Origin of the sequence: Streptomyces sp. NPDC026589 (assembly GCF_040638385.1) — a bacterium.
Classification (GTDB): Bacteria; Actinomycetota; Actinomycetes; order Streptomycetales; family Streptomycetaceae; genus Streptomyces.
This window is the reverse complement of the sequence record NZ_JBEZYG010000010.1, coordinates 13,843-36,955: the sequence shown is the minus strand read 5'-3', so window position 1 is coordinate 36,955 and position 23,113 is coordinate 13,843. Positions and strand designations below refer to the sequence as shown.

Sequence of the window (23,113 nt, the reverse complement as noted above, 5' to 3'; positions counted from 1 at the left end):
GGCCGGCCCGTCAGACCTCTTCGACGCTGCTCGGCTCGCGCCGGGACAGGTCGATACCGAGTTCCTCCGCCGCGCGGAAGACGTCCTCGTCCGTGTCGCGCATCTCGATGGACATGCCGTCCGAGGACAGCACCTCCACGTTGAGGCAGAGCGACTGCATTTCCTTGATGAGCACCTTGAAGGACTCGGGAATGCCGGGCTCGGGGATGTTCTCGCCCTTGACGATGGCCTCGTAGACCTTCACGCGGCCGGTCACGTCGTCGGACTTGATCGTCAGGAGCTCCTGGAGGGCGTATGCGGCGCCGTAGGCCTCAAGGGCCCACACCTCCATCTCACCGAAGCGCTGACCACCGAACTGTGCCTTACCACCCAGCGGCTGCTGGGTGATCATGGAGTACGGGCCGGTCGAACGCGCGTGCAGCTTGTCGTCGACCAGGTGGTGCAGCTTGAGGATGTACATGAACCCGACCGAGACCGGCTCCGGGAACGGCTCGCCGGAGCGGCCGTCGTAGAGCTGGGCCTTTCCGGAGGGCTGGACCAGGCGGTCGCCGTCGCGGTTGGGGATCGTGGCCTGGAAGAGGCCGGTGATCTCGTCCTCGCGCGCACCGTCGAAGACGGGCGTGGCGACGTTGGTGCCGGGGGCGACCTGGTCGGCGCCGATGTCCCGCAGGCGCTGGGCCCACTCGTCACCGAGGCCGGAGACGTCCCAGCCGCGGCTGGCGAGCCAGCCGAGGTGGATCTCCAGGACCTGTCCCGGGTTCATTCGGGACGGGACACCCAGCGGGTTGAGGATGATGTCGACCGGGGTGCCGTCCTCCAGGAACGGCATGTCCTCGATCGGCAGGATCTTGGAGATGACGCCCTTGTTGCCGTGACGGCCGGCGAGCTTGTCACCATCGGTGATCTTGCGCTTCTGCGCGACGTAGACGCGGACCAGCTGGTTCACGCCCGGCGGCAGCTCGTCGCCCTCTTCGCGGTCGAAGACGCGGACGCCGATGACCTTGCCGATCTCACCGTGCGGCACCTTCAGCGAGGTGTCGCGCACCTCGCGCGCCTTCTCGCCGAAGATCGCGCGGAGCAGGCGCTCCTCGGGGGTCAGCTCGGTCTCGCCCTTGGGCGTGACCTTGCCGACGAGGATGTCGCCGGCGACGACCTCGGCACCGATCCGGATGATGCCGCGCTCGTCGAGGTCGGCGAGGACCTCTTCGGAGACGTTCGGGATGTCCCGGGTGATCTCCTCCGGGCCGAGCTTGGTGTCACGGGCGTCGACCTCGTGCTCCTCGATGTGGATCGAGGAGAGGACGTCGTCCTGCACGAGGCGCTGCGACAGGATGATCGCGTCCTCGTAGTTGTGACCCTCCCACGGCATGAACGCCACGAGCAGGTTCTTGCCGAGGGCCATCTCACCGTTCTCGGTGGCCGGTCCGTCGGCGAGCACCTGGTCGGCCACGATCCGGTCGCCCTCGGAGACGACGACCTTCTGGTTGACCGAGGTGCCCTGGTTGGAGCGCATGAACTTGGCGATGCGGTACGTGGTGTACGTGCCGTCGTCGTTCGTGACGGTGATGTAGTCCGCGGAGACCTCCTGGACCACACCGTCCTTCTCCGCCTTGAGGACGTCACCGGCGTCGGTGGCGCAGCGGTACTCCATGCCGGTGCCGACGAGCGGCGCCTCCGACTTGATGAGCGGCACCGCCTGACGCATCATGTTCGCGCCCATGAGGGCACGGTTGGCGTCGTCGTGCTCCAGGAAGGGGATCATCGCGGTGGCGACGGACACCATCTGGCGCGGCGAGACGTCCATGTAGTCGACCTCCGTGCCGGGCACGTAGTCGACCTCCCCGCCACGGCGGCGGACCAGGACGCGAGGCTCGGTGAAGCGCAGCTCCTCGGAGAGGGTCGCGTTCGCCTGGGCGATGACGTAGCGGTCCTCCTCGTCGGCCGTGATGTAGTCGACGTCATCGGTGACCTGACCGTCGACCACCTTGCGGTACGGCGTCTCGATGAAGCCGAACGCGTTGACGCGGCCGTACGAGGCGAGCGAACCGATCAGACCGATGTTCGGACCTTCGGGGGTCTCGATCGGGCACATGCGTCCGTAGTGGGACGGGTGCACGTCTCGGACCTCGAAGCCGGCCCGCTCACGGGAGAGACCACCCGGGCCAAGAGCCGACAGGCGGCGCTTGTGGGTGAGACCCGACAGCGGGTTGTTCTGGTCCATGAACTGCGACAGCTGGCTGGTGCCGAAGAACTCCTTGATGGAGGCGACGACCGGCCGGATGTTGATCAGGGTCTGCGGCGTGATCGCCTCGACGTCCTGCGTGGTCATGCGCTCACGCACGACGCGCTCCATCCGCGCCAGGCCCGTACGGACCTGGTTCTGGATGAGCTCGCCGACGTTACGCAGACGACGGTTGCCGAAGTGGTCGATGTCGTCGGTCTCGACGACGATCTCCCGGCCGGACTCACCGGTCGTCTCGGTCTCACCGGCGTGCAGCTTGACCAGGTACTTGATGGTCGCGATGACGTCGTCCGAGGTGAGCACCCCGGCGTCCAGCGGCTCATCGGCGCCGAGCTTCTTGTTCACCTTGTAGCGGCCGACCTTCGCGAGGTCGTAGCGCTTCGGGTTGAAGTAGAGGTTCTCGAGCAGCGTCTGAGCGGCCTCGCGCGTCGGCGGCTCGCCCGGACGCAGCTTGCGGTAGATGTCGAGCAGTGCGTCGTCCTGGCCCTGGGTGTGGTCCTTCTCCAGGGTGGCGCGCATCGACTCGTACTCGCCGAACTCCTCCAGGATCTGCTCGGTGCTCCAGCCGAGCGCCTTCAGGAGGACGGTGACGGACTGCTTGCGCTTGCGGTCGATGCGGACACCGACCATGTCGCGCTTGTCGATCTCCATCTCCAGCCAGGCACCCCGGGAAGGGATGATCTTGGCGGAGAAGATGTCCTTGTCGGACGTCTTGTCGATCGAGGAGTCGAAGTAGACACCCGGCGAGCGGACCAGCTGCGACACGACGACACGCTCGGTGCCGTTGATGACGAAGGTGCCCTTGTTGGTCATGAGCGGGAAGTCGCCCATGAAGACCGTCTGGGACTTGATCTCGCCGGTCTCGTTGTTGGTGAACTCGGCCGTGACGAAGAGCGGCGCGGCGAACGTGAAGTCGCGCTCCTTGCACTCGTCGATCGAGTTCTTCGGGGGCTCGAAGCGGTGGTCGCGGAACGTAAGCGACATCGACCCGGAGAAGTCCTCGATCGGTGAGATCTCCTCGAAGATCTCCTCCAGGCCGGACTTGGTGGGGACGTCTTGTCCACTGTCCAGAGCAGCCTCGACGCGAGCCTTCCAGGCGGCGTTGCCCAGGAGCCAGTCAAAGCTCTCGGTCTGCAGCGCGAGGAGGTTCGGAACCTCGAGGGGCTCCTTGATCTTTGCAAAAGAGATGCGCAGCGGGGCGGTGCTGGCACCGTTGTTCGTATTCGCGGTCGAGGCGTTGCGCGAGGCGGCCAAGAGGGGGTCCTTCCGAGGGCTCGGACTCACTACGCGCGTACCGGTCCCACTCTGGCCACAGAGACAAACCGTTCCGAATCGGTCGTAAAACGACCAGGTCGGAGGGGGTCGGCCATCGGTGCTTCAGCGTGGGCATGCCCCTGGTGACGGGCAGGAGGCAGCTAACAGGCAGCGCAAAGGGTCAGTGTAGCCAAGCGGCACACTGATGTCCAGTCGGGGTTCTCAGAGACCCACGTTGCTCTCAACAGCTGTTCTCAACACCTATGTCTAGCCCTAGTCCTCGCGCGGGGTGCGCTCTTCTTTACTGCCCTCTTCACTCTCGATCCATGCCTCGGATACGGATCGAAGTGATGACGCGTCCTGAGAATTGCGCGCCGCGTCCGGTTCGTCAAGGCCCGCCGGTCCGATCGGACCTCCGGGAGCCTTCACCGGCCACCCCCGGGATGCCCGCAGGACGCCCCTGAGGGGCCCGCGAGAGGCGCACGGCGAAGATCACCCTACTCGTCGTCGGCGGAAGAGCAAGGCACCCGCCACGGGCACGCCGAAGGGCGACCACCCGAATGGGTGATCGCCCTTGGCGCGGGCACCTGAGGTGCCCAGGGAGTCCGGAGGACTCCCGAGGTGTTACTTGACCTCGACGGAAGCGCCGGCGGCCTTGAGGGACTCGGCAGCCTTCTCCGCGACGTCCTTGGCGACCTTCTCGAGGACCGGCTTCGGGGTGCCGTCGACGAGGTCCTTGGCTTCCTTGAGACCGAGCGAGGTGAGCTCACGGACGGTCTTGATGACCTGGATCTTCTTCTCGCCGGCACCGGTGAGGATGACGTCGAACTCGTCCTGCTCGGCCTCGGCCTCGGCCGGGGCGCCACCAGCGGCGGGGCCGGCGACGGCGACGGCCGCGGCGGCGGTGACGTCGAACTTCTCCTCGAAGGCCTTGACGAACTCGGAGAGCTCGATGAGGGTCATGCCTTCGAACTGCGCGAGCAGGTCGTCCTGGGACAGCTTCGCCATGATAGGCGTCCTTCCACTATTCGGCAGGTGCCGGATGTATATGTCGGCGGGCGTACGTGGAGCCCGCTGGACCGCTGAGCGAAATTACTCGGCGGCCTCGGCGGGAGCCGGAGTACCGGCACCGCCCTGCTCTTCCTTCTTGGCGCGAAGCGCTTCCGCGGTGCGGACGAACTTCGACGGCAGTGCCTGGAAGAGCTGCGCAGCCTGAGTCTGCTTGCCCTTGAAGGCACCGGCCAGCTTGGAGAGCAGAACCTCGCGGGACTCGAGGTCCGCGAGCTTCTTGATCTCATCGGCGGACAGCGCCTTACCGTCAAGGACACCGCCCTTGATGATGAGGTTGGGGTTGTCCTTGGCGAAGTCACGAAGACCCTTCGCCGACTCCACCGGGTCACCGGTGACGAAGGCAACCGCCGTCGGACCCGAGAACAGGTCGTCCAGCGTGTCGATCCCGGCCTCGTTGGCCGCAATCTTGGTCAGCGTGTTCTTCACCACGGCGTACTGGGCGTTCTCACCGAGCGAACGGCGCAGCTCCTTGAGCTGTGCCACGGTGAGACCCCGGTACTCGGTCAGCACGGCGGCGTTCGAGCTGCGGAACTGGTCCGTCAGCTCGGCTACCGCGGCAGCCTTGTCGGGCCTTGCCATGAGCGTCGGCCTCCTTCCGGGTGATGAGGACCGCTCAGAAGGGGCCGGGAAAGACGAAACGCCCCAGCACAAGTGCCAGGGCGCAGCTCGACCGAACAGAGTCCGGGAGCGTTCCACAGTCACCTGCGCAGGTCGTCCGATCTAGCGGAACCTTCGGTCACCGTCCCTCTGACGAGGCACAGCGACGACCAGCGGTCTTTGGCTTCTTGGTGAGAGTACGCGACCGGATGCGGGACGAGCAAATCCGTCCTCGTCCGTCCCTTGCGGGAGGTGTCAGGCGGTGCCGCCCGGGGTAGCGCCTGGCTGCTTCAGCATCTCCTTGAAGTCCACGGTGTCCGAGGCCGACGGCCTCTCGGAGGGGACCTCGGTGCCGTAGTCGCTGTAGAAGAACGTCGAGTTGAACGCGCCGGTCTTCATCTCGCCGCGCTCGGTCTTCTTCACCAGCAGGTCGTTCTTGTCGACCCAGATGTCGACGGTCTGGGTGGTCACCCCGGCCAGGGCGAGCTGCTCCTTGAACGCGGCCAGCTGCTTCGCGTCCAGGTCGCTGTTCTTCGCGGTCAGGTCGGCCACGTCGACCGTGCCGGAGTAGTGCGTCGCGGGAACCCCGCGGACGTCCTCCTGGCCGACCTTCTTCACGTCGCCGGAGGCCAGGAGCGCCTTCACGCCCTGCTCGGGCGTGCTGTTCTGGATCTGGTCCTTCATGACGTCGCCGGAGGCGCCGCCCAGCTCGGCGAGGTCCTTGTAGGAGTAGCGGATCCAGTGCTTCCCGCCGGTGTTGGCCGCCATGGCGTCGCCCATGTTGGCGTAGTACTCGTCCTTGAAGTAGCGCGCCTGGATCTTTCCGTCGCCACCGGTCTGCTTCAGGGCGTCGCCCATGGTGCCGCCGGTGTACGTGATGGCCAGCTCGCCCGAGAGCCCGTCGGCCCAGCCGATGGCCCCGGACTGCTTCATGGACATGACGCTGCCTATCTCCGCGGTGCCCTCGACCTTCGCCGACTGGGCGCCTCCGGTCTTCTGCTGCACCTGCTTCAGAGCGGCCACGGGGCTCGCCTTGGAGACGGCGCCCGCCTTGCCCTCTCCGGCACCGCCAGAGCCCTTCGAGCCGTCGGAGCCACTGCAGGCCGCTATCGACGTCAGTGCCGCCGCGGCGGCCAGAGCCGTGCCCATGCGTCGTGCCGTGCTCGTCCTCATGTACCCGTCCACCCCTCGTATCGTCCGTCGTTCCCGCACAACACTGGCACAGGGCACTGACAGACATGACTCCTTACGGATACGAGGACGGGCCCCGCACCTCGAAAGGTTGCGGGGCCCGTTCACACAGTGCACGCGTACGACGCGGCTACCGGGTGAGCATGGAAAGCTCAGACGGAGGCCGGGTCCTCCTCGACGAGGAGGTTGCGGGTGCGGTTGGCGTCCAGCGGGATGCCGGGGCCCATCGTGGTGGCCAGGGTGGCCTTCTTGATGTAGCGGCCCTTGGCGGCGGACGGCTTCAGACGGAGGATCTCGTCCAGCGCCGCTGCGTAGTTCTCCACCAGCTTGGTCTCGTCGAACGAGGTCTTGCCGATGATGAAGTGCAGGTTCGAGTGCTTGTCGACGCGGAACTCGATCTTGCCGCCCTTGATGTCGTTGACAGCCTTCACGACGTCGGGGGTGACGGTGCCGGTCTTCGGGTTCGGCATCAGACCACGCGGACCGAGCACGCGGCCCAGGCGGCCGACCTTGCCCATGAGGTCCGGGGTCGCGACGACGGCGTCGAAGTCCAGACGGCCCTTCGCCACCTCGTCGATGAGCTCGTCGGCGCCGACGATGTCGGCTCCAGCGGCTTCCGCGGCCGCAGCACGGTCACCGGTCGCGAAGACCAGGACCCGGGCGGTCTTGCCGGTGCCGTGCGGGAGGTTCACGGTGCCACGGACCATCTGGTCGGCCTTGCGCGGGTCGACACCCAGGGCAAAGGCGACCTCGACGGTGCTGTCGAACTTCGTGGAGGCGGTGTCCTTGGCGATACGGACGGCCTCGAGCGGGGCGTAGTTGCGCTCCCGGTCGATCTTGGCGTCCGCAGCGCGGAGGTTCTTGCTGCGCTTCACTTCTACTCCTGTGGTTTCAGAGTGTGGAGTCGTGGTGCGGACCAGCGCTTGGTCCTACCACTGGGGATTACGGGGCTGAATCAGCCTTCGACCGTGATGCCCATGGAACGGGCGGTGCCGGCAATGATCTTCGACGCGGCGTCGAGGTCATTGGCGTTCAGGTCGGGGAGCTTCGTCGTGGCGATCTCGCGGACCTGGGCGGCCGTCAGCTTGGCGACCTTGGTCTTGTGCGGCTCGCCGGAGCCCTTGTCCACACCCGCGGCCTTGAGGATCAGCTTGGCGGCCGGCGGAGTCTTCGTGATGAAGGTGAAGGAACGGTCGTCGTAGACCGTGATCTCCACCGGCACGACCATGCCACGCTGCGACTCGGTCGCGGCGTTGTAGGCCTTGCAGAACTCCATGATGTTGACGCCGTGCTGACCGAGCGCGGGGCCGACCGGCGGGGCCGGGTTCGCCGCACCGGCGTTGATCTGAAGCTTGATAAGCCCCGTGATCTTCTTCTTCTTGGGAGGCATTGCTCTCTCCGGGTCCTATGAGAGTGTTTCGCCGCCGATTCCGGTCATCCGGATGGAGGCATACCGCACAACGATAACGGGTATAGCTGCGCGACCAAAAACCCAGCAGGTCAGAGCGGCTGCGAAGCCCCTCTGACCTGCTGGGTAGGCATGTGTCCAGAAACCTGGCGGGAAGAGCTAGTTCTTCTGGATCTGGTCGAAGCTGAGCTCGACCGGGGTCTCGCGGCCGAAGATCTCGACGAGGCCCTTGACCTTCTTCGAGTCGGCGTTGATCTCGTTGATCGTGGCCTGCAGCGTGGCGAACGGACCGTCCGTGACGGTGACCGAGTCGCCGACCTCGAAGTCCAGCACCTGGACCTCGACCTTGCGGGACGGAGCCGGCTTGCCCTCGGCCTCGGCGGCCTCGCGGGCGGCCTTCTCCTCGGCCTCCGGGGCGAGCATCTTGACGATCTCGTCCAGGGTCAGCGGGTACGGGTCGTAGGCGTTGCCCACGAAGCCGGTGACGCCCGGCGTGTTCCGCACGACGCCCCAGGACTCGTTCGTCAGGTCCATGCGCACCAGCACGTAGCCGGGGAGCTTGTTCTGCCGGACGTTCTTGCGCTCGCCGTTCTTGATCTGGACGATTTCCTCTTCAGGCACCTCGGCCTGATAGACGAACTCCTCCACGTTCAGCGAGACGGCGCGCTGCTCCAGGTTGGCCTTCACGCGCTTCTCGTAACCGGCGTACGTGTGGATGACGTACCACTCGCCGGGGAGCGTGCGGAGCTCTTCGCGCAGGGCGGCGACGGGGTCGACGGGGGCGGCCGGCTCGGCCTCTTCCTCGTCGGCGCTCTCGTCGTCGGCCTCGTTTTCAGCGGCCTCGTCCTCAGCGGCCTCGTCCGTCTCGGCGGCGTCGTCCTCGTCGGACTCCTGCGCTTCCACGTTCACGGCGGCCTGCTCGGCGGGCTCGCCCGCGACGAGGTCGGCGGCCTCGGCCTGGTCCGGGTCCACGGAGTCAGCAGCCTCAACGATGTCGAGCTCGTCCTTGGCGGACTCGAAGGCGCCAGCCTCGGGCTCGACGGCGTCGTTCAGGTTCGGGTCAGACACGATGGCTGCTTCTTCCTGGATACAAAGGGTGGAACGTGCGAAAGGGGGGCCGGGTCGGACGCCTTCCGCGAGATCAGCCGAAGACGTACTTGATGACCCGGGCGAAGCCCATGTCGAGAACGGTAACAAGACCGATCATGACGACGACGAACACGATCACCACGGAGGTGTACGTCGTCAGCTGGCTACGGGTGGGCCAGACAACCTTACGGAGTTCCGCGACGATCTGGCGGTAGAACAGCGCGAGCCGACCCAGAGGGCCCTTCTTGCCGCGCTTGCCGCCCTTCCGAGTCTTCTTCTTCGACTCGGGAGCTTCATCCTCAGCATCAGGCATGTCGATGGAGCCCACGGCGTCCGTCACGCTACTCACCTGATTCCGGGTCGTGGCCGTGCCGCGCCCGGTGGAGCCGCACGGCTGTGCAATGAAGTACGTACATGCGCACACATCCTGGCGAAGGAGTGTGTAGCAGGGCCGGAGGGACTTGAACCCCCAACCGCTGGTTTTGGAGACCAGTGCTCTACCAATTGAGCTACGACCCTTTGTGGTTTCCACCAACCTACCGCATCTTTCCCGGTGACCGGGTGCAGGAACGGTGCGGCTGGTGAAGGCCAACGACAGGTGAGTGTACGTGTTCAGGGCCGCCGCGTCGAACAGACAGCGACCGACCGGTCCCGTCCGCATGCTGTCCGGCTCCTGTCCGGTCCCTGAAACCCCTGTGCCGACGGCTTTCGCGGTCTGGGAGCATGGGGCCATGAGCGCTGCAACTTCACCGTCCGAGCGCCGGGTTTCGGCCCGCATCGGTGCGATCTCCGAGTCCGCGACCCTCGCCGTCGACGCCAAGGCCAAGGCCCTCAAGGCCGCCGGGCGTCCGGTGATCGGCTTCGGGGCCGGCGAGCCCGACTTCCCGACGCCCGACTACATCGTCGACGCGGCGGTCGAGGCCTGCCGCAACCCGAAGTACCACCGCTACACCCCGGCCGGCGGGCTCCCCGAGCTCAAGGCCGCCATCGCGGAGAAGACCCTGCGCGACTCCGGCTACGAGGTCGACGCCAGCCAGATCCTGGTGACCAACGGTGGCAAGCAGGCCATCTACGAGGCCTTCGCCGCGATCCTCGACCCGGGCGACGAGGTCATCGTCCCCGCCCCGTACTGGACCACCTACCCCGAGTCGATCCGGCTCGCCGGCGGTGTCCCGGTCGAGGTCGTGGCCGACGAGACCACGGGCTACCGGGTCTCCGTCGAGCAGCTGGAGGCCGCGCGCACCGAGAAGACCAAGGTCGTCCTGTTCGTCTCGCCGTCCAACCCGACCGGCGCCGTCTACAGCGAGGCCGACGCCGAGGCCATCGGCCGCTGGGCCGTCGAGCACGGTCTGTGGGTGCTCACCGACGAGATCTACGAGCACCTCGTCTACGGCGACGCCACCTTCACCTCGCTCCCGGCGATCGTCCCCGAGCTGCGCGACAAGTGCGTCGTCGTCAACGGCGTCGCCAAGACGTACGCGATGACCGGCTGGCGGGTGGGTTGGATCATCGGCCCGCGGGACGTGGTCAAGGCCGCGACCAACCTCCAGTCGCACGCCACCTCCAACGTCTCCAACGTCGCCCAGGTCGCCGCGCTCGCGGCCGTCTCCGGCCCACTGGACGCCGTCGCCGAGATGCGCACCGCCTTCGACCGCCGCCGGGGGATCGTCGTACGGATGCTCAACGAGATCGACGGCGTGTTCTGCCCGGAGCCCGAGGGGGCCTTCTACGCCTACCCGGCGGTGAAGGACCTGCTCGGCAAGGAGATCCGCGGCAAGCGTCCGGCCACCACCGTCGAGCTGGCCGCGCTCATCCTGGACGAGGCCGAGGTCGCCGTCGTGCCCGGCGAGGCCTTCGGCACCCCGGGCTACCTGCGCCTGTCCTACGCCCTGGGCGACGAGGACCTGATCGAGGGCGTCTCGCGGATCCAGAAGCTGCTGGGCGAGGCCAAGGCCTGACCGGTCACGTCACCGCTCGAACGAAAGGCGCCCCCGGCCGCTGGAATCCTCCACCGGCCGGGGGCGCTTTTTCGTTCGAGGGGCACCCCTGAACGGGAAAGCGGCTACCGCTCCGGCCCGCCCGTGCGGCAGGATCTCCCAATGGAGCGTGATGTACGTCTGTTGCCAAAGGCCCACCTGCACCTGCACTTCACCGGGTCGATGCGGCCAACCACCCTGCTCGAACTCGCCGACAAGTACGGGGTCCATCTCCCCGACGCCCTGACCGGCGGAGAACCGCCCAAGCTGCGGGCGACCGACGAGCGTGGCTGGTTCCGTTTCCAGCGGCTCTACGACATCGCCCGGTCGTGTCTGCGGTCCCCCGAGGACATTCACCGCCTGGTGCGGGAGAGCGCCCAGGAGGATGTCGCGGACGGCTCCGGCTGGCTGGAGATCCAGGTCGACCCCACCTCGTACGCCCCGCTGCTCGGCGGGCTGATCCCGGCCATCGAGATCATCCTCGACGCCGTGGACAGCGCCGCCAGGGACACCGGCCTGGGCATGCGCGTGGTGATCGCCGCCAACCGGATGAAGCACCCGCTGGACGCCCGTACCCTGGCCCGGCTCGCCGTCCGCTACGCGGACCGGGGCGTCGTCGGCTTCGGGCTCTCCAACGACGAGCGGCGGGGAATGGCCCGCGACTTCGACCGGGCCTTCGCGATCGCCCGCGAGGGGGGCCTGCTGGCGGCTCCGCACGGCGGGGAGCTCGCCGGGCCCTCCAGCGTGCGCGACTGCCTCGACGACCTGGACGCCTCACGCATCGGGCACGGGGTCCGGGCCGCCGAGGACCCCCGGCTGCTGCGCAAGCTCGCCGAGCGCGGGGTCACCTGCGAGGTCTGCCCGTCGTCCAATGTGGCGCTCGGCGTCTACGAGAAGCCCGCCGACGTCCCCCTGCGCACTCTGTTCGACGCGGGCGTGCCGATGGCGCTGGGTGCGGACGACCCGCTGCTGTTCGGCTCCCGGCTGGCCGCCCAGTACGAGCTGGTGCGCCGCCACCACGGCTTCACCGACGAGGAGCTGGCCGAGCTGGCCCGCCAGTCGGTGCGCGGATCGGCGGCCCCCGTGGACGTACGGGGGAAGCTGCTCTCCGGGATCGACGACTGGCTGGCTAGCTGATCCCGGGCAGGCCCTGGGGGCCGATCCCGCCCAGCAGCGTGCGGGCCAGGGAGGCGGCGAACTCGTCCAGGGGCTGCGGGGGCGTGCCGCCGGGGAACGCGGCGTAGGCGAAGGCCCGCTGGGCGCAGGCGCCCAGCAGCAGGGAGGCGGCGGCGTAGGTGTCCGCGTCGGCCCGGACCCGGCCCGCGCCCTGCTCGGCGCGCAGATAGGCGTCGAGCTGCCGGATCGGCAGGTGGGGCCCGGTTTCGAGCCCTCCCACGCCCTCCTCGTGACGGCGCTTGAGCTGAGGTTCGGCGTACAGGGACGCGGCCATGGGAAAGGTCTGCTCGTAGAACAGCGCGGCCACCCGGGCGATCTCGGTGAGGTTGCCCTCGACCCTGCCCTCGCCCGCGCGCAGGTCTCCGAGGAGGTTCCCGAGCCGGGGCAGCCGCTCCGCGAGCACGGTGACGAACAGCTCCTCCTTGCCGGAGAAGTACTTGTAGAGCGCGGCCTCCGAGCAGCCGGCCGCCCGGGCGATCTCCTTGGTGGTGGTCCTGGCGAGGCCGATGGAGAGCATCAGCTCGTGCGCCGCGTCGACGATCCGGACGCGGGCGGGCTTCTGGTCCATGCGTGCTCCAACGGGCCGTGACCCGGAGATCTTGACGTCCGGGTGGGGAGCCACCCACCCTAGAGGTTAGTGAACACTCACCCACCAGGGGGCGCTATGAGAATCACCGTGTTCGGGGCGACCGGCGGCGTCGGTCAGGAGATCGTCGGGCAGGCACGCGCGGCGGGCCACGAGGTGACGGTCGTGGTCCGCGACCCGGACCGGCTCCCGGAGCCGCTGGACCGCGCGGCGCCGCACGCTGTCGTCCGGCTGGACGATCCGGCGGCGGTGCGGGCGGCGGTGGCGGGGCGGGACGCGGTCCTGTCGGGGCTGGGCTCGCGTGGCCGGAAGGCGAACGGCGTCGCCGAACGGCTGACCGGGCGGATCCTGACGGCGATGGAGGCCGAGGGCGCCCGGCGGCTGCTGGTGGTGAGCGCGGTGCCCGTGGGTCCGGAGCCGGTGGGCGACCCCCTGGTGGACCGGCTGACGCGCAGGGCGGTCGGCGCGGTCCTGGCGGAGCTGTACGCCGATCTCGCCCGGATGGAGGCGGCGTTGGCCCGCAGTGCGACGGAGTGGACCGCGGTACGGCCGCCGAGGCTCACGGACGGGCCGCTCACGGGCGTCTACCGGCAGGTCGTGGGCGGTACGCCGCGCGGCAGCCGGTCCATCTCCCGGGCCGACGTGGCACACGCCATGCTCGCGTTGGCCGTGGAACCGGCGGCTGTGCGGCAGGGTGTGGGCATCGCGTACTGACCCCGTACGTCTCCTGCGGGCCGACGCCCCCTACGGCCGACGCCTCCTACAGGCTGACGCCGACGGTCACCGGCTCGTTGACCAGGGTGACGCCGAAGGCCGCGTGCACCCCGGCGACGACCTCGCGGGCCAGGGCGAGCAGGTCCTCGGTGGTGGCCGCGCCCCGGTTGGTGAGGGCGAGGGTGTGCTTGGTGGAGATCCGGGCGGGGCCGGTGCCGTAGCCCTTGGTGAATCCGGCCCGGTCGATCAGCCAGGCCGCCGAGGTCTTGGTGCGTCCGTCCTCGGCGGGGAAGGCCGGAGGTGCCACGTCCGGGCCGAGGCGCTCGCCGACCCGGGTGAGGAAGTCCTGGAACGCGGCCGGTCCGAGGATCGGGTTGGTGAAGAAGGACCCCGCCGACCAGGTGTCGTGGTCCTCCGGGTCCAGCACCATGCCCTTGCCGGCGCGCAGCCGCAGCACGGTCTCGCGGGCGGCCGTCAGCGGGACGCGTTCGCCCTGCCCGACGCCCATGGCCCTGGCCGTTTCGGGGTACTTCAGGGGCGCGGAGAGCCCGGCCGCCTCTTCGAGCTCGAATCGGACACGCAGCACCACGAAGCGGTCGGGTTCGGCCTTGAAGCGGCTGTGACGGTACGAGAACGCGCACTCGGCGTTCGGAATCGTCACCGTCTCCTCGGTGCGCCGGTCGTAGGCGACGACCTCCGTGATGGTGGTGGACACCTCCTGTCCGTACGCGCCGACGTTCTGGATGGGCGTCGCGCCCGCGGATCCGGGAATGCCGGCCAGGCACTCGATGCCCGCGAGGCCCGCCTCGACGGTCCGGGCGACGGCGTCGGTCCACACCTCGCCGGCCGCCAGCTCCAGGGACGTACCCGACAGCGCAAAGCCCTTGGTGGCGATCCGCAGGGCGGTGCCGTCGAAGCCCTTGTCCCCGATGACCAGGTTGGAGCCGCCGCCGATCACCAGCAGCGGGGTGCCGCTCGCGTCGGCCTCGCGCACGGCGGCGATCACCTCGGCGTCGGTCGTGGCGGTCAGCAGCCGGGCGGCGGGGCCGCCGAGCCGGAAGGTGGTCAGGGGGGCGAGGGGGGCGTCGTGGAGTTCCTGCACGGGGACAAGAGTACGGTCCGCGCCCCCGCAGCTCGTGCGGGGCCACGGGCCGTCCCGGGGGCCGGGGCGCCTCCGGCGGACCCGGCCGGGGTCCGCCGGTCACAGCCGGGGCGGGTCAGGCGCCACCGGCTCGACGAGCACAGGTGAGGGGCGCCCCTCCGCAGGAGGAACGCCCCTCACCTCCGGCCACCGCGCCGGTACGTCTCAGGCGAGCCGGACCACGGCCCGGGACATGCCCAGCACCTTCTTGCCGTCGCACAGGGCGACCAGGTCCACCCGGACCAGGTTGTCGTCCAGCTTCGCCGCGACCTTGCCGCTGACCTCGATCAGCGCGCCCTCGTCGTCGTTGGGCACGACGACCGGCTTCGTGAAACGCACCCCGTAGTCGACGACCGCGCCCGGGTCGCCGGCCCAGTCCGTGACCACCCGGATCGCCTCGGCCATCGTGAACATGCCGTGCGCGATCACATCCGGCAGCCCGACCTCGCGCGCGAACTTCTCGTTCCAGTGGATCGGGTTGAAGTCGCCCGAGGCGCCCGCGTACTGCACGAGCGTGGCCCGCGTCACCGGGAACGACCGCGCCGGCAGCTCCGTACCGACCTCGACCGACCCGTAAGAGACCTTCGCCGTCATCACGCCTCCTCGGCGGCGCGTGCCACCAGCTTCATCAACGTCGTGACCACCAGTTCACCGGCCTCGTCGTGCACATCCCCGCGGACGTCCAGAATGTCGTTGCCGGCGAGGGACTTGATGGCCTCGATCGTGGACGTGACCGTCAGCCGGTCCCCCGCCCGTACCGGACGCACGTAACGGAACTTCTGGTCGCCGTGGACGACCCGGCTGTAGTCCAGGCCCAGCTGCGGGTCCCGCACCACCTCTCCGGCGGCCCGGTAAGTGATCGAGAAGGCGAACGTGGGCGGCGCGATCACATCGGCGTGACCGAGCGCACGGGCGGCCTCCGCGTCGACGTACGCCGGATGGGGGTCACCCACCGCTTCGGCGAACTCGCGGATCTTCTCCCGGCCGACCTCGTACGCCGGAGTGGGCGGATAGGTCCGCCCCACGAAGGACTGGTCGAGCGCCATGAGCTCGCTACCTCCTGAGAAACCTGGTGAAAGACGAATAAGGGCACGCCCCCTGCGGGAACGGCCCCCTACAACGACACGAGGCCGCCCCCAGAGGGGACGGCCTCGTGTACGAGCCTGATTCAGCGCGTTTCGCGGTGCGCGGTGTGCGAGTTGCAGCGCGGGCAGTGCTTCTTCATCTCAAGACGGTCCGGGTTGTTACGCCGGTTCTTCTTGGTGATGTAGTTCCGCTCCTTGCACTCCACGCAGGCCAGCGTGATCTTCGGGCGGACGTCGGTGGCAGCCACGTGAGTGCTCCTTGGACGGACGGTGGACGGATGAACGCATAAAAGGGTAGCCGATCGAAGGACCGACCCAGCAATCGGCTACCGTTAGTAGCGGTGACCGGACTTGAACCGGTGACACAGCGATTATGAGCCGCTTGCTCTACCGACTGAGCTACACCGCTTTGATGACGAGCTCCCCCGCCGAAGCGGAGGTTCCCGATCACCAGAGCCCCAATGCGGAATCGAACCGCAGACCTTCTCCTTACCATGGAGACGCTCTACCGACTGAGCTATTGGGGCGAGCGAGGAAGACATTACACGGTCCCCCGCCGGTTGCCCAAATCCGTTTGCGCCGCCCTTTCCGGCCCTCCGTCCGGGGCCGCCCACACCCCCTGATCAGGCCTTGATCCAGGCCGCGTCCACCTCGGGAACGGGCCCGGCCGGCGGCCGGCGCAGGCGCACCGGTACGACTATTCCGCTCCTCCCGGACGCCGCCCCCGGGCGCCCCTAGGGTGTGGTCACTCCGTGTGATCTTGCACCCCTCCCAGGAGCGCGATGCCTGACAGCCAGCCACGGCGGCCCGACGACAACGCGCCCGACAGCGCCGACGCGGCCACCACCGCCGACAGCCCCGCCCTCGTCCTCGGCGGCGCCCGTCTCGCCGATGGCCGAACCGTCGACGTACGCCTGAGCGGCAGCCGGATCGAGGCCGTCGGCACCGCGGGCAGCCTCACCGCCAGCGGCCCCCGCATCGACCTCCGCGGCTATCTCCTGCTCCCCGCCCCTGCCGAACCCCACACCCACAGCGACACCGCCCTCACCGCCGCCGGCGCGGGCCCCGACAGCGCCGGCCCGGCCTCCCACCGCGCCGAGGACATCCAGCGCCGCGCCACCGAGGCCGCCCTCCTCCAGCTCGGCCACGGCGCCACCGCCCTGCGCACCCACGTCCGCGTCGGCGACGTCCAGGGCCTCGCCCCGCTCGAAGCCGTCCTGGGGACCCGGCGCGCCCTGCGCGGCCTCGCCGACGTCATGCCCGTCGCGGTCCCCCGGCTCCTCACCGGCATCGCCGGGGCGGACAGCCTGGCGATGCTCCGGGACGCGGTGAAGATGGGCGCGGCCGTCGTCGGCGGCTGCCCCGACCTCGACCCGGACCCCACGGGCTACACCGAGGCCGTCCTGGAGATCGCGGCCGAGCACGGCTGCCCCGTGGACCTGCACACCGACGGCGACGACCCCGCCCGCCTGGCACGGCTCGCCGTGATGGCCGCGGGCCTGCGCCCCGGCGTCACCCTCGGCCCCTGCGGCGGCCTGGCCCACCTGCCCCTGGACGCCGCGGCCCGGGCCGCCGACCAGCTCGCCGCCGCCGGGATCACCGTGGTCTGCCTGCCCCAGGGCGGCTGCGCCGGCGCGGAGCGCCGCACGACCGCCCCCGTACGCCTGCTGCGCTCCGCCGGCGTACGCGTCGCGGCGGGCAGCGGTGCGCTGCGGGACACGGCCAACCCGGTCGGTCGCGGCGATCCGCTCGAAGCCGCCTACCTCCTCGCCTCCCAGGCGGGGCTCCGCGCCGAACAGGCGTACGCCCTGGTCTCCACGGCCGCCCGCGCGGCCCTCGGCCTGCCCGACGTGCGCGTCGAGGCGGGCTTCCCCGCCGAACTCCTCGCCGTACGCGGCGAACGGCTCTCCGCGGTGCTCTCCCTCGCCTACAGCCGCATCGTCGTCCACGGCGGACGGGTCGTCGCCCGCACCAGCGCCGTACGCGAGTACTGCGACTCCGACGGAGACGCCGCCACGGGGCTCGGCGGACTCCCGCGGCAGGGGCGGCCCGACTCCGGCGCCGGCCCGAGGAACTGAGCGCGACCGGGTTCCCGGGCGTACGGTCGGTGGTATGCGCATTGTCATCGCAGGTGGACACGGACAGATCGCACTGCGGCTGGAGCGGCTGCTCGCCGCACGCGGGGATGAGGCCGTAGGAATCATCCGTAACCCCCAACAGAGTCAGGACCTGACCGAAGCCGGCGCCCAACCCGCCGTGCTGGACCTCGAATCGGCCACCGTGGAGCAGACCGCGGAAGTGCTGCGCGGAGCGGACGCGGCGGTCTTCGCCGCGGGCGCGGGGCCGAACAGCGGTGTCGCCCGGAAGGACACCGTCGACCGCGACGCGGCCGTGCTGTTCGCCGACGCGGCCGAGGCGGCGGGCGTCCGCCGCTATCTCGTCGTCTCCTCGATGGGCGCCGACCCGGACCACCCGGGCGACGAGGTATTCGACGTGTATCTGCGGGCCAAGGGCGCCGCCGACGCCGACGTACGCTCCCGCACCGCGCTGGACTGGACGATTCTGCGCCCCGGCATGCTGACCAACGACGCGGGCACCGGGCAGGTCGTCCTGGCCGCCTCGACGGGCCGCGGCCCGATCCCCCGCGACGACGTGGCGGCCACGCTGCTGGAGCTGCTGGACACCCCGGCGACGGCGGGCCTCACCCTCGAAGCGATCTCCGGGAACGTGCCGGTGACGGTGGCCGTGAAGGACGTCGCGGGCAACTGATCAGCGGCGGGACTCCTGGCGGGAACTCCGCGCCCGGACAACGACGAAGCCCCCGACCGGAAGAACCGGTCGGGGGCTTCGTTCGCGTGGCGGCGCCAGGGTTCGAACCTGGGTAGGCTGAGCCGGCAGATTTACAGTCTGCTCCCTTTGGCCACTCGGGCACACCGCCTCGAACGACGCGTTGGATCTCGTGGTGAGTTCCTTGGCGACGACGTAAACGATACCTGATGGTCAGGGGTGCTCCGCCACCTGATTGATCAGCGGCCGGAGGGGGCGGCGGTGGCTAGGCTTGCGCTGTATCCACAGCATTCGACGCAAGGAGCCACACGTCATGGCCGACTCCAGTTTCGACATCGTCTCGAAGGTCGAGCGGCAGGAGGTCGACAACGCCCTCAACCAGGCCGCCAAGGAGATCTCCCAGCGTTACGACTTCAAGGGCACGGGCGCCTCGATCTCGTGGTCGGGCGAGAAGATTCTGATGGAGGCGAACGGCGAGGAGCGCGTCAAGGCCATCCTCGACATCTTCCAGTCCAAGCTGATCAAGCGCGGAATCTCGCTGAAGTCGCTGGACGCCGGCGAGCCGCAGCTCTCCGGCAAGGAGTACAAGATCTTCGCCACGATCGAGGAGGGCATCTCCCAGGACAACGCCAAGAAGGTGGCGAAGATCATCCGCGACGAAGGCCCCAAGGGCGTCAAGGCGCAGGTCCAGGGTGACGAGCTGCGGGTCAGCTCGAAGAGCCGGGACGACCTCCAGGCCGTGCAGGCGCTGCTGAAGGGGCAGGACTTCGACTTCGCGGTGCAGTTCGTGAACTACCGGTGATCAACCGCTTCGATCCGCACGGGCGTTGCCGGATCGCTTGAGCCGAACTGAAGCCGAACTGGGCTGAGCTGAGCACAACGGGGGCACACCGCCGAGGCCGACCTCGACGGCGTGCCTCTTCGTGTGCCGGGCCCCGGGGCGCGGGTGCCATGTCCGAATACCGCCGGTGAGGGCACGGTGAGCGGGCGCAGACTGGCCGTACCGACCGGGGAAGTGAGAAGACATGACGACGACGGTGTACACGCGGGTGGAGAGCCCGCTGGGTGAGCTGCTGCTGGTCGGCGAGACAGTGGCGGACGGGCCGGATGCGGCCGGTGCGGCTAGTGCCCTGCTGTGCTCGGTTTCGATGCCCGGTCAGAAGGGCGGCGCGGTCGTCCAGGACGGATGGCTCCACGCTCCCGAGGCGTTCGCTGAGGTCGCCCGGCAGTTGGAGGCGTACTTCGCGGGGCGCTCGACGCGGTTCGACGTGCCGCTGGCGGAGGGAACGGGCACGGAGTTCCAGCGGCGGGTCTGGGCGGTGCTGGAGTCGATCCCGTACGGGAGCACGGTGTCGTACGGGGAGGTCGCGGCGCTGGTCGGGGCCTCCGGTGCGGGGGTGCGGGCGGTGGGCACGGCGATCGGGCGCAATCCGTTGCTCGTCGTGCGGCCGTGTCACCGGGTGATCGGGGCGGACGGGGCGCTGCGCGGGTACGCGGGCGGGCTGGAGCGGAAGAAGCTGCTGCTGGGGATCGAGGGCGGGGCGGGCTGAGCCGTGGCGCCAGGGCTTCCGCCGTCCTCGGACGGCCTGTTCCGGCGGGAGCGGAGGGTGGTCGCGCCGGGGGCCGTCCATGTTCCGGAGTGGCTGCCGGTGGAGCGGCGGGCGGAGTTGGTCGCGGCGTGCCGTCAGTGGGCGTCGGGGCCGGTCCCGTTGCGGCACACGGTGCTGCCGGGCGGTGGGGTGATGTCGGTGCGGACGGTGTGTCTGGGGTGGCACTGGCAGCCGTACCGGTACGCGCGTACGGCTGACGACGTGAACGGCGCCAGGGTGGCCGCGTTCCCGGACTGGCTGGGCGACCTGGGGCGGGCGGCGGTGGCCGAGGCGTACGGGGACGAGGATGCGGCGGAGGCGTTCGCACCGGATACCGCGCTGATCAACTTCTACGACGACACCGCGCGGATGGGGATGCATCAGGACAAGGAGGAGCGGTCGAGCGCTCCTGTGGTGTCGTTGAGCATCGGGGCGAGGTGTGTGTTCCGCTTCGGGAACACGGAGGGACGCGGGCAGCCCTACACGGATGTGGAGTTGGCGTCCGGGGATCTGTTCGTCTTCGGCGGGCCGTCGCGTTTCGCGTTCCACGGGGTGCCGAGGGTGTACGCGGGACCGGCCGACCCGGCAGCGGGGCTGCGGGCCGGCCGGTTGAACATGACGTTGCGGGAGACCGGGATGACGTCACGGGACGTGCGGTAGGGCGCGGTGCGCGTGCCGTTCACGGGTCCCCGCGTCCGCCCCGGTCAGCGGCGTTCGCGGGAGTTGCCGAACAGCAGCCGGTAGGCGATGAGCAGGACCAGAGAGCCGGCGACGGCGGCGATCCAGGTCGCGGTGTCGTAGAAGTCGTTGCTGATGGGGCGGTCGAGGAACTTGCTGGAGAGCCAGCCTCCGACGAAGGCCCCGGCGATGCCGATCAGGGTGGTGCCGATGATGCCGCCCGGGTCGCGTCCCGGGAGGAGGATTTTCGCTATGACTCCGGCGAGCAGCCCGAGAATGATCCAACTGATGATGCCCATGTCGCCGCACCTACCCCTTGCTTCGTCCTGGAATCCAAGACGTCACGGGCAGGTGTTCGGTTGCCCCGGGGCCGACCGGGTCCGGGCCAGGCCGGGCCGGGGCCGGGATCTCGCCGGGCTACCGGGCGGCGAAGGGCTGGTCCGTGCGGACGATCTCCTTGCCGAAGGGCATGAGGGAGACGGGGATCAGCTTGAAGTTGGCGATGCCCAGGGGAATGCCGATGATCGTGATGCACAGCGCGATGCCGGTGGTGATGTGGCCGAGGGCGAGCCACCATCCGGCGAGGATCAGCCAGAGAACGTTCCCCACGCAGGAGGGCGAGCCCGCGTCCCGGCGGTCGACGACGGTGTAACCGAACGGCCAGAGGGCGTAGACGCCGATCCTGAAGGCGGCGAGCCCGAAGGGGATGCCGATGATGGTGATGCAGAGCAGGAGGCCCGCGAGCAGGTAGCCGAGGAACATCCAGAATCCGCAGAGGATCAGCCAGATGACGTTCAGGATGGTTTTCACGGGCGATGACCTGCCATCTGTTCTAGTCGGGCGATCCGCTCCGCCATCGGCGGGTGGGTGGAGAACATCTTCGCCATTCCCTGGCCGGGACGGAACGGGTTCGCGATCATCATGTGGCTCGCGGTCTCGATCCTGGGTTCGGGCGGCAGCGGGAGCTGTTTCGTCCCCGCGTCGAGCTTGCGCAGGGCACTGGCGAGGGCCAGGGGGTCGCCGGTGAGCTGGGCCCCGGAGGCGTCGGCCTCGTACTCCCGGGAGCGGCTGACGGCGAGCTGGATGACGGAGGCGGCCAGCGGCCCCAGGATCATGATCAGGAGCATGCCGAGGAGACCGGGCCCCTCGTCGTCGTTGGAGCGGCCCACCGGGATGAGCCAGGCGAAGTTGACCAGGAACATCACGACGGAGGCGAGGGCTCCGGCGACGGACGAGATGAGGATGTCCCGGTTGTAGACGTGGCTCAGCTCGTGGCCGAGGACGCCGCGCAGCTCGCGTTCGTCGAGGATCTGGAGGATGCCCTCGGTGCAGCAGACTGCGGCGTTGCGCGGGTTGCGGCCGGTGGCGAACGCGTTGGGCGCCTGCGTCGGGGAGATGTAGAGGCGCGGCATGGGCTGACGGGCCGCGGTGGAGAGCTCGCGGACGATGCGGTAGAGCTGCGGCGCCTCGAACTCGCTGACGGGTCGGGAGCGCATGGCCCGCAGGGCGAGCTTGTCGCTGTTCCAGTACGCGTAGGCGTTGGTGCCGACGGCTACCAGGAGCGCGACGACGAGACCCGTACGTCCGAAGAAACTGCCGATGACGATGATGAGTGCGGACAGTCCCCCGAGGAGTACGGCGGTCTTCAGCCCGTTGTGCCGGCGGTGCACGGTACGCCCTCCAAGTGGTGCAGCAGGGGAACCCTTTGCATGGTGGTGCTCCACTCCCCAGTGGAGCCTCCTGTACTGGTCAACGCCAGGCGAGAGGAGCTAGTTCCCTTGTGCGTGCGGCCGGAGGGCGGGGCGGTGCCGCGTGTTCGCGCCGGTCGGGCGCTCGGCCCCGTACGGAGTGGCGCTGGTCCGTACGGGTGGCGGGGGCCCTCGTGGGGCGACGGTCCTACGGGTGTTCGTGCGCCGTTGCTCGGTCAGTGGCCGCCGTGCGGTCGGTGTTGCCGCGCGGAGGTCGGTGCCGTGGTGCGGTCGGTGGCCGCCGCGCGGTCGGTGCTGCTGTGCGGGTCAGTGGCCGCCGTGCGGTCGGTGTCGCTGTGCGGGTCAGTGCTGCTGTGCGGGGAGCTTGGCGAGGGAGAGCGCCTCGGGGTCGGGCTCGACCTCGCTGGTGCAGTGCCCGCAGCGGGAGGCGACGGCGGGGATCTCGCTGAAGCAGCGCGGGCAGTCGCGGAGGGCGGCCTTGATGTTGACGGCCTCCTCCTCTTCTTCCTTGGTGAAGCGGTTCTGCACCTTGGCCATGGGGACCACGACGCAGAAGTACAGCACCGCGGCGGTGATCAGGAAGGCGATCGCGGCGGCGATGAAGAGGCCGTACGGGAACACGACGCCGTCGATTTCGTAGGAGGCCTTGCTGAAGTCTCCCGTGCCGCGCGTGGCGAGGCCGATCAGCGGCGTGATGAAGGCGTTGCTGAAGCCCGTGACGACGGCGGTGAAGGCGGCCCCGACAGCGAGACCGATCGCCATCGAGATGACGTTCCCGCGCAGGATGAAGTCCTTGAACCCGTTCAGCACTGCTCTCTCT

At 69.2% G+C, this 23,113-nt stretch carries 25 protein-coding genes and 4 tRNA genes; 8 read left to right on the top strand and 21 right to left on the bottom strand.

The features are described from left to right. Positions 1–10 precede the first annotated feature (10 nt). The 9 genes from rpoB to AB0F29_RS18545 form a co-directional block, all read right to left on the bottom strand. Positions 11–3,496 (bottom strand): DNA-directed RNA polymerase subunit beta, encoded by a 3,486-nt coding sequence (rpoB, locus tag AB0F29_RS18585; protein WP_361873334.1) that lies wholly within the window; start codon positions 3,494–3,496, stop codon positions 11–13. A gap of 624 nt (positions 3,497–4,120) precedes the next feature. Next, a complete protein-coding gene (rplL, locus tag AB0F29_RS18580; RefSeq protein ID WP_265599883.1) occupies positions 4,121–4,504 on the bottom strand; it encodes a 50S ribosomal protein L7/L12 in 384 nt (127 codons plus the stop codon). An 84-nt stretch (positions 4,505–4,588) separates the two neighbouring features. Beyond that, the gene (gene rplJ / locus AB0F29_RS18575; protein ID WP_007445921.1) at positions 4,589–5,146 is read right to left on the bottom strand and encodes a 50S ribosomal protein L10; all 558 of its coding nucleotides are present in this window, start codon (positions 5,144–5,146) and stop codon (positions 4,589–4,591) included. 273 nt (positions 5,147–5,419) lie between these two features. Then, the gene (locus AB0F29_RS18570) at positions 5,420–6,337 is read right to left on the bottom strand and encodes a hypothetical protein (protein WP_361873331.1); all 918 of its coding nucleotides are present in this window, start codon (positions 6,335–6,337) and stop codon (positions 5,420–5,422) included. 170 nt (positions 6,338–6,507) lie between these two features. After that, positions 6,508–7,230 (bottom strand): 50S ribosomal protein L1, encoded by a 723-nt coding sequence (gene rplA / locus AB0F29_RS18565; RefSeq protein ID WP_007445923.1) that lies wholly within the window; start codon positions 7,228–7,230, stop codon positions 6,508–6,510. An 80-nt stretch (positions 7,231–7,310) separates the two neighbouring features. Continuing rightward, positions 7,311–7,745 carry a 50S ribosomal protein L11 gene (rplK, locus tag AB0F29_RS18560; RefSeq protein WP_073740413.1) on the bottom strand — a complete coding sequence of 145 codons (435 nt, stop codon included), beginning with the start codon at positions 7,743–7,745 and terminating at the stop codon, positions 7,311–7,313. A gap of 177 nt (positions 7,746–7,922) precedes the next feature. Beyond that, the gene (gene nusG, locus AB0F29_RS18555; protein WP_361873329.1) at positions 7,923–8,831 is read right to left on the bottom strand and encodes a transcription termination/antitermination protein NusG; all 909 of its coding nucleotides are present in this window, start codon (positions 8,829–8,831) and stop codon (positions 7,923–7,925) included. 73 nt (positions 8,832–8,904) lie between these two features. Beyond that, entirely contained in the window at positions 8,905–9,192 is a 288-nt protein-coding gene (gene secE, locus AB0F29_RS18550; protein ID WP_018960177.1) for a preprotein translocase subunit SecE, read from the bottom strand. 106 nt (positions 9,193–9,298) lie between these two features. Beyond that, a tRNA-Trp gene (locus AB0F29_RS18545) sits at positions 9,299–9,371 on the bottom strand. A gap of 212 nt (positions 9,372–9,583) precedes the next feature. On the opposite strand from AB0F29_RS18545, the gene AB0F29_RS18540 reads away from it, so the two are divergent. Then, positions 9,584–10,810: a pyridoxal phosphate-dependent aminotransferase gene (locus AB0F29_RS18540; RefSeq protein ID WP_361873326.1), complete on the top strand. Its 1,227-nt coding sequence runs from the start codon at positions 9,584–9,586 to the stop codon at positions 10,808–10,810. Positions 10,811–10,951: 141 nt separating this feature from the next. Then, entirely contained in the window at positions 10,952–11,965 is a 1,014-nt protein-coding gene (locus AB0F29_RS18535) for an adenosine deaminase (RefSeq protein WP_361873324.1), read from the top strand. Here the strand turns inward: AB0F29_RS18535 and AB0F29_RS18530 are convergent. Beyond that, positions 11,958–12,572: a TetR/AcrR family transcriptional regulator gene (locus AB0F29_RS18530; protein WP_361873322.1), complete on the bottom strand. Its 615-nt coding sequence runs from the start codon at positions 12,570–12,572 to the stop codon at positions 11,958–11,960. The genes AB0F29_RS18535 and AB0F29_RS18530 overlap by 8 nt on opposite strands. A 96-nt stretch (positions 12,573–12,668) precedes the next feature. On the opposite strand from AB0F29_RS18530, the gene AB0F29_RS18525 reads away from it, so the two are divergent. Continuing rightward, positions 12,669–13,304 carry an NAD(P)H-binding protein gene (locus AB0F29_RS18525; protein ID WP_361873320.1) on the top strand — a complete coding sequence of 212 codons (636 nt, stop codon included), beginning with the start codon at positions 12,669–12,671 and terminating at the stop codon, positions 13,302–13,304. A 46-nt stretch (positions 13,305–13,350) separates the two neighbouring features. Here the strand turns inward: AB0F29_RS18525 and AB0F29_RS18520 are convergent, their stop codons facing one another. The 6 genes from AB0F29_RS18520 to AB0F29_RS18495 form a co-directional block, all read right to left on the bottom strand. Next, positions 13,351–14,406: a UDP-N-acetylmuramate dehydrogenase gene (locus AB0F29_RS18520; protein WP_361873318.1), complete on the bottom strand. Its 1,056-nt coding sequence runs from the start codon at positions 14,404–14,406 to the stop codon at positions 13,351–13,353. 204 nt (positions 14,407–14,610) lie between these two features. Next, on the bottom strand, positions 14,611–15,039 hold the full coding sequence (locus AB0F29_RS18515) for a MaoC family dehydratase (RefSeq protein WP_361873316.1): 429 nt from the start codon (positions 15,037–15,039) through the stop codon (positions 14,611–14,613). After that, entirely contained in the window at positions 15,039–15,491 is a 453-nt protein-coding gene (locus AB0F29_RS18510) for a MaoC family dehydratase N-terminal domain-containing protein (RefSeq protein ID WP_361873314.1), read from the bottom strand. Before AB0F29_RS18510 ends, AB0F29_RS18515 begins: the two co-directional genes overlap by 1 nt. Before the next feature lie 122 nt (positions 15,492–15,613). Next, positions 15,614–15,778 carry a 50S ribosomal protein L33 gene (gene rpmG, locus AB0F29_RS18505; RefSeq protein ID WP_003956487.1) on the bottom strand — a complete coding sequence of 55 codons (165 nt, stop codon included), beginning with the start codon at positions 15,776–15,778 and terminating at the stop codon, positions 15,614–15,616. 88 nt (positions 15,779–15,866) lie between these two features. Beyond that, positions 15,867–15,939: transfer RNA gene (locus AB0F29_RS18500), tRNA-Met, on the bottom strand. Between the two features lie 45 nt (positions 15,940–15,984). After that, positions 15,985–16,057 (bottom strand) — tRNA-Thr (locus tag AB0F29_RS18495). A gap of 255 nt (positions 16,058–16,312) precedes the next feature. On the opposite strand from AB0F29_RS18495, the gene AB0F29_RS18490 reads away from it, so the two are divergent. After that, complete coding sequence (locus AB0F29_RS18490; protein ID WP_361873312.1) at positions 16,313–17,608, top strand: amidohydrolase family protein; 1,296 nt, start codon at positions 16,313–16,315, stop codon at positions 17,606–17,608. 34 nt (positions 17,609–17,642) lie between these two features. Beyond that, a complete protein-coding gene (locus AB0F29_RS18485; protein WP_018960168.1) occupies positions 17,643–18,299 on the top strand; it encodes an SDR family oxidoreductase in 657 nt (218 codons plus the stop codon). An 87-nt stretch (positions 18,300–18,386) separates the two neighbouring features. Here the strand turns inward: AB0F29_RS18485 and AB0F29_RS18480 are convergent. After that, positions 18,387–18,468: transfer RNA gene (locus AB0F29_RS18480), tRNA-Tyr, on the bottom strand. 162 nt (positions 18,469–18,630) lie between these two features. Between AB0F29_RS18480 and AB0F29_RS18475 the strand changes: the two genes are divergently transcribed. The 3 genes from AB0F29_RS18475 to AB0F29_RS18465 all read left to right on the top strand — a co-directional run bounded on the left by AB0F29_RS18475 (position 18,631) and on the right by AB0F29_RS18465 (position 20,566). Then, positions 18,631–19,119, top strand: a complete 489-nt coding sequence (locus tag AB0F29_RS18475; protein WP_006126857.1) for a YajQ family cyclic di-GMP-binding protein — start codon at positions 18,631–18,633, stop codon at positions 19,117–19,119. Between the two features lie 223 nt (positions 19,120–19,342). Continuing rightward, a complete protein-coding gene (locus tag AB0F29_RS18470; protein WP_361873309.1) occupies positions 19,343–19,867 on the top strand; it encodes a methylated-DNA--[protein]-cysteine S-methyltransferase in 525 nt (174 codons plus the stop codon). A 57-nt stretch (positions 19,868–19,924) separates the two neighbouring features. Beyond that, positions 19,925–20,566 carry an alpha-ketoglutarate-dependent dioxygenase AlkB gene (locus tag AB0F29_RS18465; protein ID WP_361873307.1) on the top strand — a complete coding sequence of 214 codons (642 nt, stop codon included), beginning with the start codon at positions 19,925–19,927 and terminating at the stop codon, positions 20,564–20,566. A gap of 44 nt (positions 20,567–20,610) precedes the next feature. Here the strand turns inward: AB0F29_RS18465 and AB0F29_RS18460 are convergent, their stop codons facing one another. The 4 genes from AB0F29_RS18460 to mscL all read right to left on the bottom strand — a co-directional run bounded on the left by AB0F29_RS18460 (position 20,611) and on the right by mscL (position 23,103). After that, the gene (locus AB0F29_RS18460; protein ID WP_018960164.1) at positions 20,611–20,883 is read right to left on the bottom strand and encodes a GlsB/YeaQ/YmgE family stress response membrane protein; all 273 of its coding nucleotides are present in this window, start codon (positions 20,881–20,883) and stop codon (positions 20,611–20,613) included. 118 nt (positions 20,884–21,001) lie between these two features. Continuing rightward, positions 21,002–21,394 carry a YccF domain-containing protein gene (locus AB0F29_RS18455; RefSeq protein WP_265599899.1) on the bottom strand — a complete coding sequence of 131 codons (393 nt, stop codon included), beginning with the start codon at positions 21,392–21,394 and terminating at the stop codon, positions 21,002–21,004. Continuing rightward, positions 21,391–22,254: a zinc metalloprotease HtpX gene (gene htpX / locus AB0F29_RS18450; protein ID WP_018960162.1), complete on the bottom strand. Its 864-nt coding sequence runs from the start codon at positions 22,252–22,254 to the stop codon at positions 21,391–21,393. The genes AB0F29_RS18455 and htpX overlap by 4 nt, the downstream gene beginning before the upstream one ends. Before the next feature lie 381 nt (positions 22,255–22,635). Next, positions 22,636–23,103 (bottom strand): large conductance mechanosensitive channel protein MscL, encoded by a 468-nt coding sequence (gene mscL, locus AB0F29_RS18445; protein ID WP_018960161.1) that lies wholly within the window; start codon positions 23,101–23,103, stop codon positions 22,636–22,638. Positions 23,104–23,113 lie beyond the last annotated feature (10 nt).

Bases quoted from the DNA above. Each gene is read 5' to 3' on its own strand.
- rplL (WP_265599883.1), bottom strand. From the start codon at position 4,504: ATGGCGAAGCTGTCCCAGGACGACCTGCTCGCGCAGTTCGAAGGCATG.
- rplJ (WP_007445921.1), bottom strand. From the start codon at position 5,146: ATGGCAAGGCCCGACAAGGCTGCCGCGGTAGCCGAGCTGACGGACCAG.
- AB0F29_RS18570 (WP_361873331.1), bottom strand. From the start codon at position 6,337: ATGAGGACGAGCACGGCACGACGCATGGGCACGGCTCTGGCCGCCGCG.
- rplK (WP_073740413.1), bottom strand. From the start codon at position 7,745: ATGCCTCCCAAGAAGAAGAAGATCACGGGGCTTATCAAGCTTCAGATC.
- AB0F29_RS18540 (WP_361873326.1), top strand. From the start codon at position 9,584: ATGAGCGCTGCAACTTCACCGTCCGAGCGCCGGGTTTCGGCCCGCATC.
- AB0F29_RS18535 (WP_361873324.1), top strand. From the start codon at position 10,952: ATGGAGCGTGATGTACGTCTGTTGCCAAAGGCCCACCTGCACCTGCAC.
- AB0F29_RS18530 (WP_361873322.1), bottom strand. From the start codon at position 12,572: ATGGACCAGAAGCCCGCCCGCGTCCGGATCGTCGACGCGGCGCACGAG.
- AB0F29_RS18525 (WP_361873320.1), top strand. From the start codon at position 12,669: ATGAGAATCACCGTGTTCGGGGCGACCGGCGGCGTCGGTCAGGAGATC.
- AB0F29_RS18515 (WP_361873316.1), bottom strand. From the start codon at position 15,039: ATGACGGCGAAGGTCTCTTACGGGTCGGTCGAGGTCGGTACGGAGCTG.
- AB0F29_RS18510 (WP_361873314.1), bottom strand. From the start codon at position 15,491: ATGGCGCTCGACCAGTCCTTCGTGGGGCGGACCTATCCGCCCACTCCG.
- AB0F29_RS18490 (WP_361873312.1), top strand. From the start codon at position 16,313: ATGCCTGACAGCCAGCCACGGCGGCCCGACGACAACGCGCCCGACAGC.
- AB0F29_RS18485 (WP_018960168.1), top strand. From the start codon at position 17,643: ATGCGCATTGTCATCGCAGGTGGACACGGACAGATCGCACTGCGGCTG.
- AB0F29_RS18475 (WP_006126857.1), top strand. From the start codon at position 18,631: ATGGCCGACTCCAGTTTCGACATCGTCTCGAAGGTCGAGCGGCAGGAG.
- AB0F29_RS18470 (WP_361873309.1), top strand. From the start codon at position 19,343: ATGACGACGACGGTGTACACGCGGGTGGAGAGCCCGCTGGGTGAGCTG.
- AB0F29_RS18460 (WP_018960164.1), bottom strand. From the start codon at position 20,883: ATGGGCATCATCAGTTGGATCATTCTCGGGCTGCTCGCCGGAGTCATA.